This is a genomic window from Lacibacter sp. (genome assembly GCF_035299325.1).
Classification (GTDB): Bacteria; Bacteroidota; Bacteroidia; order Chitinophagales; family Chitinophagaceae; genus Lacibacter.
On the sequence record NZ_DATGWT010000025.1, the window covers coordinates 43,934 to 61,559 of the forward strand.

General features: G+C 40.7%; 18 protein-coding genes. 10 read left to right on the top strand and 8 right to left on the bottom strand.

Translation table 11 applies throughout. The features are described 5' to 3' along the window. Nucleotides 1–134: 134 nt before the first annotated feature. The 3 genes from VK159_RS14235 to VK159_RS14245 all read left to right on the top strand — a co-directional run bounded on the left by VK159_RS14235 (nucleotide 135) and on the right by VK159_RS14245 (nucleotide 1,619). Nucleotides 135–626, top strand: a complete 492-nt coding sequence (locus VK159_RS14235; protein ID WP_324230820.1) for an SRPBCC domain-containing protein — start codon at nucleotides 135–137, stop codon at nucleotides 624–626. Nucleotides 627–670: 44 nt separating this feature from the next. Next, nucleotides 671–1,141 carry an SRPBCC domain-containing protein gene (locus VK159_RS14240; protein WP_324230821.1) on the top strand — a complete coding sequence of 157 codons (471 nt, stop codon included), beginning with the start codon at nucleotides 671–673 and terminating at the stop codon, nucleotides 1,139–1,141. 79 nt (nucleotides 1,142–1,220) lie between these two features. Then, nucleotides 1,221–1,619: a hypothetical protein gene (locus VK159_RS14245; protein WP_324230822.1), complete on the top strand. Its 399-nt coding sequence runs from the start codon at nucleotides 1,221–1,223 to the stop codon at nucleotides 1,617–1,619. 28 nt (nucleotides 1,620–1,647) lie between these two features. Here VK159_RS14245 and VK159_RS14250 read toward each other — a convergent pair whose 3' ends face one another. The 6 genes from VK159_RS14250 to VK159_RS14275 all read right to left on the bottom strand — a co-directional run bounded on the left by VK159_RS14250 (nucleotide 1,648) and on the right by VK159_RS14275 (nucleotide 6,392). Then, the gene (locus VK159_RS14250) at nucleotides 1,648–2,598 is read right to left on the bottom strand and encodes a pyridoxal-phosphate dependent enzyme (RefSeq protein WP_324230823.1); all 951 of its coding nucleotides are present in this window, start codon (nucleotides 2,596–2,598) and stop codon (nucleotides 1,648–1,650) included. A gap of 5 nt (nucleotides 2,599–2,603) precedes the next feature. Further along, on the bottom strand, nucleotides 2,604–2,981 hold the full coding sequence (locus VK159_RS14255; protein ID WP_324230824.1) for a RidA family protein: 378 nt from the start codon (nucleotides 2,979–2,981) through the stop codon (nucleotides 2,604–2,606). An 8-nt stretch (nucleotides 2,982–2,989) separates the two neighbouring features. Continuing rightward, a complete protein-coding gene (locus VK159_RS14260) occupies nucleotides 2,990–4,096 on the bottom strand; it encodes a lactonase family protein (RefSeq protein ID WP_324230825.1) in 1,107 nt (368 codons plus the stop codon). A gap of 48 nt (nucleotides 4,097–4,144) precedes the next feature. Continuing rightward, nucleotides 4,145–4,918 carry a hypothetical protein gene (locus tag VK159_RS14265; RefSeq protein WP_324230826.1) on the bottom strand — a complete coding sequence of 258 codons (774 nt, stop codon included), beginning with the start codon at nucleotides 4,916–4,918 and terminating at the stop codon, nucleotides 4,145–4,147. A gap of 4 nt (nucleotides 4,919–4,922) precedes the next feature. Continuing rightward, complete coding sequence (locus VK159_RS14270) at nucleotides 4,923–5,360, bottom strand: ABA4-like family protein (protein ID WP_324230827.1); 438 nt, start codon at nucleotides 5,358–5,360, stop codon at nucleotides 4,923–4,925. 105 nt (nucleotides 5,361–5,465) lie between these two features. Next, the gene (locus tag VK159_RS14275) at nucleotides 5,466–6,392 is read right to left on the bottom strand and encodes a phosphoribosylaminoimidazolesuccinocarboxamide synthase (RefSeq protein ID WP_324230828.1); all 927 of its coding nucleotides are present in this window, start codon (nucleotides 6,390–6,392) and stop codon (nucleotides 5,466–5,468) included. Between the two features lie 145 nt (nucleotides 6,393–6,537). Between VK159_RS14275 and VK159_RS14280 the strand changes: the two genes are divergently transcribed. The 7 genes from VK159_RS14280 (at nucleotide 6,538) to VK159_RS14310 (ending at nucleotide 15,566) form a co-directional block, all read left to right on the top strand. Next, nucleotides 6,538–9,267, top strand: coding sequence for a TonB-dependent receptor (locus VK159_RS14280; RefSeq protein ID WP_324230829.1), 2,730 nt, complete (start codon nucleotides 6,538–6,540; stop codon nucleotides 9,265–9,267). A gap of 47 nt (nucleotides 9,268–9,314) precedes the next feature. Next, on the top strand, nucleotides 9,315–10,472 hold the full coding sequence (locus VK159_RS14285; protein ID WP_324230830.1) for a fasciclin domain-containing protein: 1,158 nt from the start codon (nucleotides 9,315–9,317) through the stop codon (nucleotides 10,470–10,472). Between the two features lie 115 nt (nucleotides 10,473–10,587). After that, the gene (locus VK159_RS14290; protein WP_324230831.1) at nucleotides 10,588–11,757 is read left to right on the top strand and encodes a putative sugar nucleotidyl transferase; all 1,170 of its coding nucleotides are present in this window, start codon (nucleotides 10,588–10,590) and stop codon (nucleotides 11,755–11,757) included. Nucleotides 11,758–11,779: 22 nt separating this feature from the next. Next, a complete protein-coding gene (tpiA, locus tag VK159_RS14295) occupies nucleotides 11,780–12,544 on the top strand; it encodes a triose-phosphate isomerase (protein ID WP_349254777.1) in 765 nt (254 codons plus the stop codon). A gap of 7 nt (nucleotides 12,545–12,551) precedes the next feature. After that, nucleotides 12,552–13,022: a hemerythrin domain-containing protein gene (locus VK159_RS14300; protein ID WP_324230833.1), complete on the top strand. Its 471-nt coding sequence runs from the start codon at nucleotides 12,552–12,554 to the stop codon at nucleotides 13,020–13,022. A gap of 30 nt (nucleotides 13,023–13,052) precedes the next feature. After that, complete coding sequence (locus tag VK159_RS14305; protein WP_324230834.1) at nucleotides 13,053–13,661, top strand: NAD(P)H-dependent oxidoreductase; 609 nt, start codon at nucleotides 13,053–13,055, stop codon at nucleotides 13,659–13,661. A 3-nt stretch (nucleotides 13,662–13,664) separates the two neighbouring features. Then, nucleotides 13,665–15,566, top strand: coding sequence for a monovalent cation:proton antiporter-2 (CPA2) family protein (locus VK159_RS14310; RefSeq protein ID WP_324230835.1), 1,902 nt, complete (start codon nucleotides 13,665–13,667; stop codon nucleotides 15,564–15,566). 95 nt (nucleotides 15,567–15,661) lie between these two features. Here VK159_RS14310 and VK159_RS14315 read toward each other — a convergent pair whose 3' ends face one another. Together VK159_RS14315 and VK159_RS14320 are read right to left on the bottom strand one after the other, a co-directional pair. Next, a complete protein-coding gene (locus tag VK159_RS14315; protein ID WP_324230836.1) occupies nucleotides 15,662–16,639 on the bottom strand; it encodes an L-threonylcarbamoyladenylate synthase in 978 nt (325 codons plus the stop codon). Nucleotide 16,640: 1 nt separating this feature from the next. Next, nucleotides 16,641–17,615 (bottom strand): ion channel, encoded by a 975-nt coding sequence (locus VK159_RS14320; protein ID WP_324230837.1) that lies wholly within the window; start codon nucleotides 17,613–17,615, stop codon nucleotides 16,641–16,643. Between the last annotated feature and the right edge of the window lie 11 nt (nucleotides 17,616–17,626).

Below are 17,626 nucleotides of genomic sequence, written 5' to 3' on the forward strand. Positions count from 1 at the left end.
TACCTTTGTAATGAACGATCAAAGCCAAACCAACAATGCGAAAAACAACGGTACTTCTTCTTCTCTTGATCATATTTGGTGCATGCAAAAATGATCGTCAGCAAAAACATCTTATTCATCAAAAAAATACAACAATGACAACAACAGATTTCACAACAACCATCGTGGTTGATCAAACGCCTGAACAGGTATTTAATGCAGTTAACAATGTTCGTGGCTGGTGGTCAGAAGAAATTGAAGGCAGCACAGACAAACTGAATGCTGTGTTTGATTATCATTACGAAGAAGTACACCGCTGCAAAATGCAGATCATAGAGCTTGTTCCAAACAAGAAAGTAGTTTGGTTGGTACAGGAAAATTATTTCAAGTTCACAAAAGATAAAAGCGAATGGACGGGTACAAAAATCATCTTCGATATAAATGAGATGGATGGCAAAACGGAATTACGTTTTACTCATCTTGGTTTGGTTCCGGAGTATGAATGTTTTGAAGTATGCCGTGATGCGTGGACCACTTATGTAACCAAAAGTTTGCACAACCTCATTACAACAGGTAAAGGACAACCAAACGGAAAAGATAAACCACAAACTGAAAATGAAAAGAAACTCAGTGCAGCAAAAGGGTAGAAAAAAAACCAAATAAATCTTTCATCATTTAAAATATTAACAACATGAACTCACAGGATTACAGTACCAGTATAACAGTAGGTAAAACATCAGAAGAAACATTCATTGCGGTGACTGATATTTGCGGTTGGTGGTCAACCGATTTTGAGGGAAGGGCAAATAAAAAAGATGATGTGTTCACCGTTCGATTTGGTGAGACATTCATCAGCATGCGGATTATGGAATTGATTCCTTACCGCAAGATTGTTTGGCGGGTAATTGATTCATGGAAGCATTGGATGAAAAGCAATAACACAGAATGGATCGGTACAACAATCATGTTTGAAATTGCGGACCAGAATGATAAAACGAAGCTGCACTTTACCCATGTTGGTTTGATGCCGTCGCTGGATTGTTTCGACGTTTGTTCAGATGCTTGGAGTGGTTACATCACTGGCAGCTTGCGCAACCTTATAGAAACAGGCAAAGGACAACCCACAACTGCAGGAAATCAAACAAGTGCTGCGCAAAGCTGATGAAGGGGTTACCGTCAGTCTAAAGTACGAATAGGAACTGACGGTAGTTTTTCATACCTTGTATCGAAATAATCATTGTATGAATCTGTATAAATGTTTGCCAGCTTTGATCCTTCTTTCTTTGTTGACTGCCTGTGGTAATGGGCTTGAAGAAGGAAGTACAACAGCACCTGCAACAACAACCCCGCCACCTGTAACCATACAACCTGCAAAACCACAACAAACATCGCCTGCTGCAACGAGCACTGCCGGATTAAATCCTGCACATGGCCAACCGGGTCATCGTTGCGATATACAGGTAGGAGCACCACTAAACAGTGCACCTGCGCCAACAACTGCAACGCCACCGCAGCAACAAACAGTTGTGATGCCGCCGCCAACAACACCGGTTACTACAACAGCTGCCGGAAAAAATCCGCCGCATGGTCAACCCGGCCATCGTTGCGATATTGCAGTTGGTGCACCACTACCGAAGTAAAAATCATGATTTAATGTAAGAGTTATGATCAACTAAACCACTCACAAAACTTTTTCAGATCAACATTTCCTCCTGAGAGAATAATGCCTGCACGTTTGCCGGCAAACAATTCTTTATTCTTTAGTAAAGCTGCTAATGGTACCACGCAGCTTGGTTCAACAATGATCTTCATGCGTTCGTACACTAAGCGAAGTGTTGAAATGATTTCTTCATCAGTTACGGTGAGTATATCCGTAACAAATTGTTGAATAATGGGAAATGTTTTATCACCGAGTTTGGTTAATAAACCATCAGCAATAGTATTGATGTAAGGAGCTGCTTCAATCTTTCCGCTTTTTAACGATAACACTGCATCGGCAGCACCTTCCGGTTCACCTGCATAAACTTTTGTTGTTGGTGAAAAATAATGAGCGCTTAATAATGTGCCGCTTAATAAACCACCGCCACCGACAGGTGCCAACAAAAAATCAAGCGAAGTGATTTCTTCCAGTAATTCTTTGGCACAAGTTGCCTGTCCTGTAATAACACGTTCATCATTGTACGGATGGATGAACTCTGCACCAGTTCTGTCAACAATGGCTTGCAGTGTTTCTTCACGTGCCTGTTGATTGGGTTCGCAAAAAGTAACTTCAGCACCATATCCTTTCACTGCATTTACTTTTACGCCGGGAGAATTGTTGGGCATTACGATGTATGCCTTTGTGCCCACTTGTCTGGCAGCATAAGCAATGGCCTGTGCATGATTGCCCGATGAGTGTGTGGCAATACCGTTCGCAGCTTTTTCTTTTGGCAACGTAAGCACAGCGTTCATCCCTCCACGGATTTTAAAAGCACCGATCTTTTGAAAATTCTCACACTTGAAAAATACTTCAGCACCGGCAAGTTCATTGATCGTGTTGCAGGTAAGTACAGGCGTTTTATGAATGAACGGTTTAATACGTTCGAGTGCCTGTTCAATTTGTTCTTTGGTAATACTCATGTTAATTAATCTGCTGTAGCGGCAATACAATCTATTTCAATGCAGCAACCATAGTTGAGTTGGTTGCAGGGCACAACAATACGTGCAGGTTTATGATCGCCCATGATTTCAGCAAACACCTGGTTGAATTTTGGCCAGTTGCTGATATCGGCAATAAACACATTTACCTTCAGGATATGGTGTAAACTGCTGCCGCTTGCTTTCAAAATGATTTCAATATTCTTCATGCACTGTCGCACTTCATCTTCAATGCTTCCAATTTGCGGTTCACCTTTTTCATTGATGGCTAATTGTCCACTTACATACACAGTGCCATTGTGCACAATAGCAGGAGAGTAGTAGCCCTTTGGCGTAGGCATTGATTCGGGATAAATCTTTTTCATTGTATATGCTATTTAGTAACGATCCATTTAATACAAACGGGTTTCGATACTTTGATACGCTTCTTGGTATCTTCGAGTAAACCTGTTTGCTTATCGATCTTAAAGATCACGATCTCATCTGTATCACGGTTGGCCACTAATAAAAAATTTCCTGTCGGGTCGAAATTAAAGTTGCGTGGATGAATACCAAGCGATGGTTGAAAACCTACCGGCTGTATCATGCCATTATCCTGATCGATCCTGAAAATGGCAATGGAGTTTGCATCGCCACGGTTACTGGCATAAAGAAAATTTCCATCAGGCGATACATGAATATCAGCTGAACCATAAGCACCCTGGTAGCTGATGGGGTGCGACGATGTATTTTGAACCAGTGTTAACTTTCCTTCATTGTATTTGAACACTGTGATGGTGCCTGTAAGTTCTTCAATCAGATAAGCAAAGCCGAGTTTTGGATGAAATTCGATATGACGGGGGCCAGCACCTGCATTTACTTCAGCAAAAGGTTGTTCGGCCGGTTGCAATGCACCGCTACCAGCAGCTACTTTATAGATCATCACTTTATCTGTTCCAAGATCGGGCACAAATAGAAACCGATAGTCGGGAGAAAAAACTGTTGCATGTACATGTGCTTTCTCTTGTCTGCTTCGGTTAACGCCGCTGCCCTTTAACTGAATGATTTGTTTGGGTTGATTTAGTTGCCCATCTTGTCTTACTTCCATTACAGCTAAATTTCCACCGCTGTAATTTCCTGCAACAACGATATTTCCTTTTCTGTTGATGCTCACATAGCATGGGCCGGCTCCGGCACTCGTAACCTTGTTTAGAAATTTCAATGAACCATCCTGTTTATTGAATTGAAATGCACTCACCATGCCTTCATTATCTGAATTCACAGCGTATACAAATTTGTTATCGGGTGAAACGGCGAGATAAGATGGGTTTGAAGTTTTCACCGAACTCTGGGCGATTGCATCACCTGTTTGTGCATTAAACTTATAGGTATAAAGTCCATCGCTGCCCGCATCGGTGTAAGTGCCAACGAGCAAATGATATTGTTGAGCAGAAACAGGTACTGTGAATAATAAACAAAGTAGCAGCAACAGTTTGTACATGATCATAATTTTAGAATAAGTAACAGCTTTGAGAATGCTCAATTTTCATTATTTCATTGGCACTAAAGGTAAGGCATTCAATGCCTGGAACAAAAGAGCTGTTACCGCAGCGGCGTAAATCAAACTTAAACCAATGATCTGTTGTTTTGTGCGTGTTACGTAAAAGCCAAGTAAAGGTAATAGTTGCAGCGCATGCATTCCAAAGAAGTGTGCAATACGAAGATCGCCAGATTCACGACTCCAGTTCAATACCGGTAAACCTTGCGTTGTTTCCATTGCGCTGCCAACGGTATGGCTGAGTCGTGCAGCCATCATACCGCCTGAAAATGCAAAAATAACAAAGAGCAGAAGCCCGAAGCGGATGCCCCATAAATATGCTGTTGGTAATTCCGGGAAAGATCTTTTCCAAAAAAGAAAGGCAACATAAGCAGTCCACAAAGTGATGATAGTGATTGCGATGCCCATTAAACTAAACATAAGCCCGTTGAAGGCTGAAGAAATATTAAAGTGTGATAATTGTCCTTGTGATGCACGTAGCGTGATATACAGCAATTCAAATGTAAGTGTGCTAATCAGTGTCCAGCTATAGAGCATGGTATGCAATGGCCTGTTGAGATAATACATGAACCATCCCATAGTGCAACTGAAGAAAACAGTTGAAAGAAAAAACTTCATGGGTTTGTACCATGCATTAATGCCAAGCACAACAGTATCATTTAGAAAAACCATTGCAATACATACAAGAGCACCAAGCAAACAAATCAAACTAAAGAAATACAAAGTTTGATTTCTTCTTTTTAATTCAGTGATGAAGTAATTCATATGATCAATAGTTATCAGCGAAGTATTGTTTGGTATAAGCCAGACGAATGATGAGATACAGTAATAAGCCAACCGGACCCAACATAAATGTAAAGAACAGGCAGGGGATGAGTATCCAATGATTAATGCCGTGTTTCTGCGCATTCTTCTTGATCCAGATACCCGTCATCAGATCAAAAGCAAGATAGTGGACCCATCCGGCAGTAACAGCAGTTTTATCGGTAAACAATTGCATGACACCATCAAGCGTGTTGAATTTTTCTACATCACCGGGATTGAAACTTAGGGCGATGAGCCATGCATATACAATGGCAAACAATGTGATGACCACACCGATCAATAGTTTATCAACTGAAGGCCAGAAGGGGCTTGCGATCAGCAGAATTAACCAGGCAACTAATGCCATGGTGCTACATAGTTGGAAAATAGAATCAGGACTCATGCAGAAAAGTTTTATGAAAGATAAAGAATTTCCAAGAGGCTCTTTATCATCCCGATTCTATTTTGATAAAAATCTACTGCAACTTTTCAGACAACAACAATTATTTTATGCAAGCTCCCTGAGAGCATTTACAATACGTGATTGCGTTTCCTCATCGCTCAATTCTTCCGGCACAAAAGCTTGTCCAATCACTTTTTCGTAAAGTTCAATGTAACGTTTGCTGATGGTGTTGATCCATTCATCACTCATTTCCGGAACAGTTTGTCCTTCTTTGCCCATGAAATTATTTTCAATGAGCCATTCTCGCACAAACTCTTTGCTTAATTGTTTCTGACGTTCGCCGTTTTGCTGACGTTCTTCAAAACCATCGGCATAAAAATAACGGGATGAATCAGGTGTATGTATTTCATCCATCAGGTAAATTGTTTCACCTATTTTTCCAAATTCGTATTTGGTGTCAACCAGTATCAATCCTTGCTTTGCCGCAATCTCTTTTCCACGTGCAAATAACTGCAATGCATAACTGCTTAATTGATTCCATTCAGCTTCTGAACAAATGCCCTGCGCAATAATTTCTGCAGGCGAAATATCCTCATCATGCCCTGCATCTGCTTTGGTGGAAGGAGTAATAATGGGGGTGGGGAAGAAATCATTTTCTTTCAATCCATCGGGCATAGCCGCGCCACAAAGTTCTCTTTTGCCCGATGCATAGGTTCGCCATGCATGACCAACAAGGTTGCCTCTTACAACCATTTCAATCTTAAACGGAGCACAACGCTTACCAACGCTTACATTGGGCGCCGGCACATTTACCAGCCAGTTGGGACAAATATCTTTTGTAGCATTGAGCATATAAGCAGCAATCTGGTTTAATACCTGTCCTTTATATGGAATAGGACGGGGAAGGATCACATCGAAAGCTGAAATCCGATTACTGGCAATCATTACCAGCCAGTTGCTGCCAATACTGTACACATCTCTGACCTTGCCTTTGTAATAGTTTGTTTGATTGGGAAATTGAAATGAATTCATGCGCTAAAGTAAAACGGGCAAACATGTTTGCCAAGTTTTAAACTAAAATTCAAAATAAACGTTCCCAAAAGGGTTAAAAAGTAAATTTCTGAATAATACTAACAATCAGTATTTTGCTAATTACTTAACCAAAAACGACTTGACCATGCGAAAAAAACTGCCAGTTTTATTACTGCTGTTAACGTCCTGCCTTATTTCCATTTCTTCTTTTGCTCAATCTGTAACCATAAAAGGAAGTGTGAAAGGCACCAGCAACGGAGAATCTTTGCCAGCTGTTTCAGTAACAGTGAAAGGATCATCCGCCGGCGTTTATACAAATGATAAAGGGGAATTCAGCATCACAGTTCCTTCGCTACCTGTAACACTTATTATTTCTTCGATTGGTTTCGAAAGCAAGGAAGTAACAGTCAGTTCTGCTTCTCAGGCTGTTAATGTTACACTTGCCACTGCTTCTTCGTTGGGTGAGGAAATTGTTGTTTCAGCAACGAGGGTAGCAATCCGTAAAATTGAATCACCGGTAACAATTGAGCAAGTAAGTGCGGCTAATATCCGTAACTCACCAGCTTCAACATACTATGAAGTGGTTCAAAATCTGAAAGGGGTGGATATGCTTACATCATCACTTACTTTTAAAACTCCTACAACAAGAGGTTTTAACGGAAGTGGAAACACACGTTTCAATCAGATTACTGATGGCATGGATAATCAGGCTCCTGGTCTTAACTTTTCTGTTGGAAGTATCATTGGACTCTCAGAACTTGACGTGGATAATATGGAATTACTCCCGGGAGCTTCATCGGCATTATATGGTCCGGGTGGTATGAACGGAACTTTACTTATAAACAGTAAAAGTCCCTTTAAATACCAGGGTTTTTCTTTCCAGGTTAAACAAGGCATTATGCATGCCGACCGGAAATACCGTCAGGAAATTTCCCCTTATTTTAACTGGAATATCAGATGGGCTGAAAAAATTGGCGAACGGGCAGCTTTTAAAATTACTTCTGAATTTGTGCAGGCAAAAGACTGGCTGGCTGCTGATCAACGCAACTATCAACGTTTAGGCACAACCGGGAAAATTGTTCCGGGCACACGCAGCACCGACCCGAATTATGACGGCATAAATATGTATGGCGATGAAACAACGATAGACCTGCGTCAAGTATTTACAGCTATTGGAGCGCAGGCTCCATTCCTGGTACCTTATATGAATTCTCTTTCCGGCAGTCCTATAAATGTTTCCCGCACAGGCTATGCTGAACGGGATCTGGTTGACCCGAATACAGTGAATTTTAAATTAGGCGGGGCGTTTCATTATAAAATAACCGACGATATTGAAGCGATAGCAATGGGATATATCGGGTCAGGGAACTCGGTTTATACCGGAAGCGACCGCTACTCATTTAAAAACTTTATCATAAAGCAGTATAAATTAGAATTAAACGCAAAGAATTGGTTTGTTCGTGGATGGGCTACTCAGGAAGATGCCGGTGAATCATACAATGCAACGGTTACAACCCGTTTAGCTAATGAGCGTATTAAACCATCTACACAATGGTATGGTGAATATGGTCAGACATATCTTGCCGGTAAGTTAAGCGGGCTCACTGATATTGATGCCCACAACAATGCCCGTGCATTTGCTGATGCAGGCGCACCAAAACCAGGAAGTACACAATTTAAACAGATCTTCGACCAGGTGCGTTCCGTTCCTATCTCTAAGGGAGGTGGTTTGTTCATTGAAAAATCAGATCTGTATGTTGCAGAAGGGCAATATAATTTCTCGCATTTAACAGGTGGTGTTGTTGATATCCTGGTTGGAGGAGATTTCCGCAGATTTGTTTTAGATTCAGAAGGCACTTTGTTTGCCGATTCTGCAGCTCCGATACCGATTAACCAGTTTGGCGGTTATGTGCAGGCCAGTAAAAAGTTGTTTGATGATCGTTTGAACCTGACAGTATCCGGCCGTTACGACAAAAACGAAAATTTTGACGGACGATTTACTCCAAGAGCAACGGCACTTCTTAAATTAAATAAAAACAACAGCATCCGCTTGTCTTATCAAACAGCGTATCGTTTTCCCAGTACACAACAGCAATGGATCAACCTGAGGGTAGGTGGAGATGTGCTTTTGATTGGCGGTGTACAAGAGTTAAGAGATTATTACAAGTTTAACTCCAATCCTATTTACACTTTAGAAAGTGTACAGGCCAACGCTCCAAAGGTGTATGATTACAAGGATTTGAAGCCGGAAAATGTTACCTCTTATGAACTTGGTTATAAAGGCGTAGTTGCAGATAATAAACTGCTGATTGATGTTTATGGTTATTATGGACAATATGAAAATTTTCTTGCACGTGCTTTAGTTGTGCAATCAAAAACCGGGAACATTGGAGGTTTGGCCTCCGCTTCAACAAGACAGGTGTATTCTGTACCTGTTAATACAGAAGCAATCGTAAAAACTTACGGTTATGGTTTAGGGCTCGAGTATAAGCTTCCGGGTAATTTTGTGATCACAGTAAACGGTTCATCCGATGTGTTACAGGATGTTCCTGCAGGTTATGTTGCCTTTTTTAACTCACCTAAATACCGTGCAAATGTGATCTTAGGAAACAGCATGTTAGGAAAGCGCAAGAATATTGGTTTTAATATTGCTTACCGCTGGCAGGATGCTTATTTCTTTGAAGGTGATTTTGCAACAGGTGAAGTACCTGCTATTCAGACATTGGATGCACAGGTTAGTTATAAGATACCAAAGACAAAATCACTATTTAAGTTAGGCGCAAATAACCTGTTGAATCAATATTACTATCACGCACCGGGTAACCCTTCAATAGGTGGATTATACTATGTGAGTTATTCTTACAACATATTCTAATTCACTTATCGAACATTATTTAATTATTCATGAAACTGACTTCACATATGAAAAAGATTGTAAGCTACTCACTGGTTGCCTTGCTGTTACTGTCTTCGTGTAACAAAGATATTTCAGCACCAGTACCAAATACATTCCCAACACCAACGGGACAAAGCATTGGAGAGATCGTAAATACTAATGCCAGTTTTTCGTTGTTGAAATATTCGCTGAACAAAGCTGGTTTATTAACTGCCTTAACAAATAAGAATTCTGTTTTTACTGTTTTTGCTCCAAACGATGCCGCCTTTGCTCTTTCAGGTTTTGGCACAACTGCTGCAATAGATCAAATACCGGTGGCACAGCTTACAGCTATTTTAAATTATCATCTTATTCCGGGGCAGAAAATTACTTCAGCAGCTATTCCTACAACGTTTCCTAATGTACAAATGCCTACCGGCTTAATTTTCCCTCCACCAAATACGAGTCCTTTAGCTCGTTTCAGTATTTTCCCATCCCGTAGAGGGTCTGCTGCGTGGGCAAATAATATTCCGGTAACAGCTGCCGATATTCCTGTTGCAAACGGAGTTATTCATCAGGTAGCAGCTATTATTGCACCTCCTTCTAAATTGTTACTTGATACAATTAAGAACGATCCCGATCTTGATTATTTTGAAGCAGCACTTGTTAGAGCCGATTCAGGATTGGCCACAACAGCTGCTCCAAGTTTTCAATATTACTTAGGTAATCCAACAATTGCACCTGGCGCAAACTTTACTGTTTTTGCACCTAATAATGCGGCATTTCAAGCGCTGATTTACTTCCTCGTTTATCAACAGGTATTTGCATTAACAGGGAGTGCTGCTACTGCTGATGCGCAAGCCAATGGAGCCGTAGCTGCAGGGCCGGCATTTTTGTCAACAAATAATGTGACTACCGCATTAATTAGGGGTGTGGTGGCATATCATATAATGGCACAGCGAGCCTTTTCAGTTAATTTCTCAAGTACAGCAACTAATTATCAAACTTTTGTTAATGGGTCAATAGCAGCTCATCCTGGTATTGCAATTTCATCTACCATTACAAGTGGTTTTGGGTCGGCATTAAGTGTTAAAGGCGTTGGTAACCCCAGTGCAGCGGCTGCTATTCCAACTGCTGCAGGTATTGATCGCCCTGCAGTTAATGGTAACTTCTTTAAAATAAACCAGGTACTGCTGCCACAATAATAATTACTACTGATAAATATTGTCTTCAACTGCCCCTTCAAAGGGGCAGTTTTCGTTTAGAACCATCATTAAAATGATTCCTGTATTTTTACAACGGGCCAATTAAAACCAGCAGATGCAGATCATTTTGTTTGATACAGCCAGAGCTACTTTTTATCCTTTTTCGGTTACAAGGCCTTTGTCTGCATTTCGTTGTGGCATCTTCACAGCAAAAGAACGTTGGGCATTTGTATTACAGCAGGACGTATTTACACTTACAGAAGATTATCTAACAGATGCCTACCCATTTTCTCCAATTGAGGGCGACGATTTTCTATACATCAATGCATCAGTTGTTTTTTCAACTGAACTTTTGCATGAAATAAAGGCATTAGCAGCCGAAAGTGTTTTACTGAGGAATAATAACCAAATAGCAATTCGTACAAGAAGCAGGTTGGCCTTCCCGGTAACAACAGAACAAATAAAGCATTGCAAAGAAGTGGAGCTGAGTGTTGCTGTTCGCTTCTTTCATTATCCGTATGACCTCGTTACTTCAAACGATCAACTGATACGCACAGATAGTGAATTGGTCCGTTCAAAAAAACTTTCTGCGCCAATCTCATCCACCAATCAATTGATCAATCCTGAACAGATTTTCATTGAAGAAGGAGCTGAGGTTGAATATTGCACGCTCAATGCATCGACAGGGCCGATCTACATTGGTAAAAATGCTTTGCTGATGGAAGGTAGTATGATCCGAGGCCCTTTTGTTGCGCTGGAGAATGCTGTTGTGAAAATGGGCAGTAAAATTTATGGAGCCACAACAGTTGGGAAAAAATGTACTGTTGGAGGTGAAATTAAAAATTCGATCTTCTTCGATTATTCAAATAAAGCGCATGATGGTTATATAGGTGATGCTGTGATTGGTTCATGGTGTAATATTGGCGCCGGTGCTTCCTGTTCAAATGTAAAAAACACAGCTGGCGAAGTGAAATTCTGGAATCCGTTATTACATCAATGGATCAGTGCAGGAACAAAATGCGGCGTGATGTTGGGCGATTATTCAAAAGTATCTATCAACGCATCGCTCACCACTGGAATGGTGAGTGGCATTTGCAGTAATATTCTTACTGCAGGATTATCGCCTAAATTTATTGCCGACTTTACCTGGAATATTCATACAGGTGAAAAATACATCTTAGAAAAAGCACTGCATGATATTGAAAACTGGATGCAGATGAAACAACAATCATTAACTAACAACGATAAGCAGATACTGGAATATATTTACACCCGACAAACATAAACTACGAATAAAAAACAACAAGATTATGAGACAGCAAGTAGCCGCAGCAAACTGGAAAATGAATTTAACGTATCAACAGGCTGAGGAATTAATTAATGGCATCATTCACACTCCATTTACATTAGGAAAAGATCAACGTGCAGTCTTTGCTGTTCCGTTTCCATATCTGACAATGGTGGTAGATAAATTGAAAGGAAAGATCAACACAGGCGTGGCAGCTCAGAACGCTTACACAAAAACTTCAGGTGCATATACAGGTGAAACTTCAGTTGAAATGTTGAAGTCGATCAATGTTGGTTATGTGGTATTAGGTCATAGCGAACGTCGTGAATACTTTAATGAAAGCAATGAAATGCTTGCAGAAAAAGTAAATACTGCTTTAGCCGCAGGTATTACGCCAATCTTCTGTTGTGGTGAAGCTTTGGATATTCGTGAAGCAGGTACACAAAATGAATATGTAGGTAATCAATTAAAAGAAAGTTTATTTCATTTAAGTGCCGATGAACTGAAAAAGGTCATCATCGCATATGAACCCATTTGGGCAATTGGCACAGGCAAAACAGCAACGGCCGAACAAGCCCAGGAAATGCATGCGCATTTGCGTAGTGTATTAGCTGCTCAGTACGGTACAGATGTTGCAAACGAAATTTCGATTTTATATGGTGGTAGTGTGAAAGGCTCTAACGCAAAAGAAATTTTTGGACAGCCCGATGTAGATGGCGGACTTGTAGGTGGTGCATCATTAAAAGCAGATGAATTTGTACAGATCATTCAATCACTAAAATAAATGAGGCATGAAGCGTGAAGAACAGCTGCAGCCGCTTTCGCATCAACATCATAATGGATTAATGGCTGCATTGCTCTTGAAAAAGGGGGTGGGGAAGCAGGCTGATCCAACTGTGATGGATGATTTTATTATATCCGTATGGAATGGGGAATTGCGAAATCATTTCATTAAAGAGGAAGTATATCTGCATCCGCATGTGTTGCAGATTCCCTCGCTCATGGAAAAATATGAGCAGATGAAAACAGAGCATCACCAGATACGCCGTGTAGTTGATGCGATAAGAAATGGCGACTCAAGCGTAACGCTCATCACCGATTTTTATACCCTACTTGAAAAACATATCCGTTTTGAAGAGCGTGATCTGTTTCCGTTTATTGAAGAACAGATACAACCTGAGCAGTTAGATGAATTGGGCAGGAATTTGCAGCCACTTGAAAGTAAAGCCTGTTCTGATTATCCTGTAAAATTCTGGGAGTAATGGATTGATCATTATAAAACACCGTTGCTTATGGCAAAAGTTCTCATCCTCTTTGCACATCCTGCAATGGAAAAGTCAAGAGTGCATAAACGACTTGTTGAGCACATTCCAAGATCGGCTGATATACGTTTTCATGATCTGTATGAACGCTATCCCGATTTTGATATTGATGTGCCTTATGAGCAACGCTTGCTGCTGCAGCATGATGTGGTGATCTTTCAACACCCATTTTATTGGTATAGTTCTCCCGCTATTATCAAACAATGGCAGGATCTTGTGTTGGAACATGGCTGGGCATATGGTACAGGAGGTCGTGCACTTGCCGGCAAAAAGTTCATGCATGCTATATCAACCGGCGGTTCTAAAAATTCTTATACTGAAGAAGGAAGAAATAAATATTCATTGGCAGATTACATGCTGCCTTTTCAACAAACAGCTTATTTGTGTGATGTTGAATACCTGCCACCGTTTGTGATACATGGTACACATCGTTTACCCGAGACCGATATGGATCTTCACGCCTTGCAGTATGAACAGATGTTACTGGCACTTGTGCAGGATCGCATCAGTAAACCGGAGATAGAGAGTTGTATTTACATGAACGATCTTGTTCCTATTCCTAACGCAATACAATCATAACCGATGGACAATAATTCAATTCTTTTCCAGGCGATGGTGTATTTGGCTGCTGCTGTGGTAATGGTGCCGCTTGCCAAACGGTTGGGACTCGGTTCGGTGCTCGGGTATTTATTGGCCGGTATTTTAATTGGGCCTACTGTTTTGCAGTTCATTGGCACCGAAGGGCAAGACCTGATGCATTCAGCAGAGTTTGGTGTAGTGATGATGTTATTCCTGATTGGTCTTGAACTGGAACCGGCATTGCTATGGAAATTACGAAAAGCTATTCTTGGTTTGGGCGGATTACAGGTGCTTATAACATCCATCATTATATCAGCTATTGCATATTTTTTGAAACTTCCATGGCAATCGTCGTTGGCGATCGGAATGGCGTTGGCACTCAGTTCAACGGCATTGGTGTTGCAAACACTTGCTGAGAAAGGGATCAATCGTACAACAGCGGGACGAAGTGCATTTGCAGTATTACTGTTTCAGGATATTGCTGTGATCCCCATGCTTGCGTTCTTCCCGTTACTTGCTATTGCCGGATTAACGCCTGCTGATGTTAGTGTAAATGAAGCAGAAGGTTGGATAGAAAGCCAAAGTGGATGGATGCGAGCCCTGATTGTATCAGGTGCCATTGGTTTTATCATCATTGGTGGACGTTATTTGATTCCACCCATTTTCCGTTTAGTAGCAGCAACACAGTTGCGTGAAATGTTTACTGCAACAGCTTTGTTATTGGTGGTTGGTATAGCTGTGTTAATGTCTTCGGTAGGATTGAGCCCTGCATTGGGAACATTTCTTTCAGGTGTTGTTCTGGCAAACAGTGAATACAAGCACGAGTTGGAAAGTGATATTGAACCATTCAAAGGATTGTTACTTGGTTTGTTTTTTATTGCAGTTGGGGCATCCATCAATTTTGAATTGATAATGAATCAACCGTTATTGATCTTTGGATTAGTATTAGCATTGATGTTTGTGAAAGCTGTTGTGTTATTAGTATTGGGTAAGATTTTCAAGTTACGTGTCGATCAGAATATTATTTTCTCCTCTTCTTTATCACAGGTGGGAGAGTTTGCATTTGTGTTGTTGAGTTTTTCGTTGACTGAAGGTATTGTTGAAAGAGGTTATGTTGAGGTTTTGATGGCTGTGGTGGCGATCAGTATGGCATTAACACCTATTGCTTTTTTTCTCAATGAAAAAATTGTGTTGCCATTTATTGATAAGCGACTGTCATCAAACAAAACAGAAAAAGAAGCAGATGCTGTAAATGAAAAAAATCCTGTGATCATTGCAGGCTTTGGTCATTTCGGGAATACAATCGGACGTTTTCTTAGAGCACATGGTGTAAAGACAACGGTATTGGATATCGACAGTAACCGTGTGGAGTTTCTACGCAAGATGGGCTTTAAAGTATATTATGGTGATGCAAGCCGTTACGATATTCTGTTGGCTGCCGGAGCTGCTGAAGCAAAGATGATCATTATTGCTGTTGATGATCCGGAGAAACGGTTACAGATGATCGAAACCATTAAGAAACATTTTCCTGATCTGCAAATGCTGGTGCGCAGCAGCACAAGAGAGGATACGTACGATCAGATGAATGCAGGTATCCTTCATATTTATCGTGAAACGATCGATACCTCACTCCGCATGGGTGTGGATGCGATGAAGATTCTTGGTCACAGAGCTTACACTGCACAACGTGCTGCACGAACATTCTTCCGCTACGATGAACAGAAGTTGAAAGATCTTTCGAAGCTCAGGGATAATGAAAAAGAATATATTAACCAGGCAAGAGAATACATTGAAGAACTGGAAGAAATCATTAAAGCGGATACCAAGCAACTCCACCTCGTAAAAGATCTAGGTTGGGATGAGGATAGTTTGATTGCTGATGAGCAGGTGAAGAAAGATGAATGATGAGTGATGAATAATGAGTTGGTTGAACTGGATAGAAGCAAGTCAGATTGAGCATTGATACAATCGGATGCTACTCACCACTGATTACTCATCATTCATTTACCTTTCATACTGTATTGAGCCCGTTCCAATCGATCGTTTACTGCTCTACCCAAACCTTCCTCAGGTAACAGTTCTGCAAGAATAACATCAGCATTCATACTGTCAACTTCTCGCAACATACGGAATAGGTTTTTAGCAGCTTCATCTGTACTTCCGCTTGCAGATAAAATGAACTGTTGCTCTTTGGGGATATCGGGATGATGATTTTTGAAGTTGATCAGAATGATTTTCTTTCCTGCAAATGTTGACAACAGCTCATCGATCTTTCCTAAATACAACGGAGTATGTGTTGCATAATGACTTTTCAATTGCCCGGGTGTATTCGGATTGTCAGTAACCTTTTTGTGATGCTTTATTTTTTTGCCGATCACAGCTTCTATCTGTTCAACAGCAATTCCTCCTAATCGATACAATTCAATTTCGCCTTCTTCATTCCATCCAACAATAGTTGATTCAACACCTACGCCGCATGCACCGCCATCAAGTATATAAGGAATCTTATCATGCAATCCTTCATATACATGTTGTGCTGTGGTTGGACTAACATAACCCGATGGATTGGCACTTGGAGCCGCAACAGGAAAATCAAGTTGAGAAAGCAACTGTAATGTCAATGTATGATTTGGAACACGTATAGCTACCCGTTTACTTCCTGCAGTTACAAGATCAGGAACTGCTTCCTGCTTATTGAACAGCATTGTTAATGGTCCTGGCCAGAATGCTGCGGCCAATTGTTCTGCTTCAATCGGAATGTCTTTAATATATTTCCTGGCCTGTTCAAATGAGGCTACATGCATGATTAGCGGATTGAACTGTGGTCTGTTCTTGGCTGCATAAATTTTCAAAACTGCATCTTCATTTAGTGCATTGGCAGCAAGTCCATACACAGTTTCGGTAGGTATGGCAACCAAATCGCCTTTCGTTAAATGTTCAGCTGCTGTTGTTAGATCAATGCCAATTTCTGTCTTCATCTTAAATGCTTACAGGTAATTTTTCTTCGTGATAACTATCCAGCTTATCCATATGCAGTATTGTTGTGCTGCTGTCTTCGCTGGGCTCGTACATCATATTAAACTTTGCACCGTAAATAAATTCATTCGGTACATATGATGTACGGCTAACAACAGTGTTTGCATACTCTTCATCGTAACCTTTTACAAAAACAAGAATTTCTGTTTCTGCTTCCTCAATTTCATTTCTTGTTAGCTGATAAAGCGGGCTTTTTTCATTTATCATATGTACAATCGTCCAGTTGCTTGTTAATGTATTGGCTTTCGCTAATTCAAGATCAAGACTGTAAAAAGTGTTTTTCCGTTCTGTTTCATTCTCTGTGTATTTCATAACACAGGTAACCTTTACTTCAACATCAGTTAAAAAGTGTTGTTTAAAAGGTGCAAATCGAAACATCAACGCATAGCCATCTTTAAAAGGAGAAAACAAAGCAATGTTGCTGTATTTGATGTATGCCTTTGGTTGCGAAAATCGACCATAGATCAAACCCGTTGCTAATGCAAGCATCAAAATACCGGTAAAAGATTCAACAGCGGCAATTGTATTAGAAGTTAACGAATCAGGGAAGACATGCCCATAGCCAACAGTTGACAGTGTTTGCGTGCTAAAGAAAAAAGCTTCCCAGAATTTGCCCATCACTGTTATTTCTTCCATACCGCCCAGGTGATGCACGCCCACCATAAAATAAACGAAGGCAAAGAATAGGTTTACCACAACATAGGCAACTGCAACCAGTGAAATAAATTTCCAGGACGGGATCTTTAACATGTATTGAAACACACTAAACCGTTGCAGATACGAGATGCCACGGAAACGTATATTGGGGCGACCGTCTTTTTGAAAAAAACGACCACCGCTTTGCTTACTGTTTACGCTAAGCCCGGTTTCTTTATTTTCTTTTGCGAGGCTGTTACGCCGGCTTCGGGATGATGCCATATTCAAATATC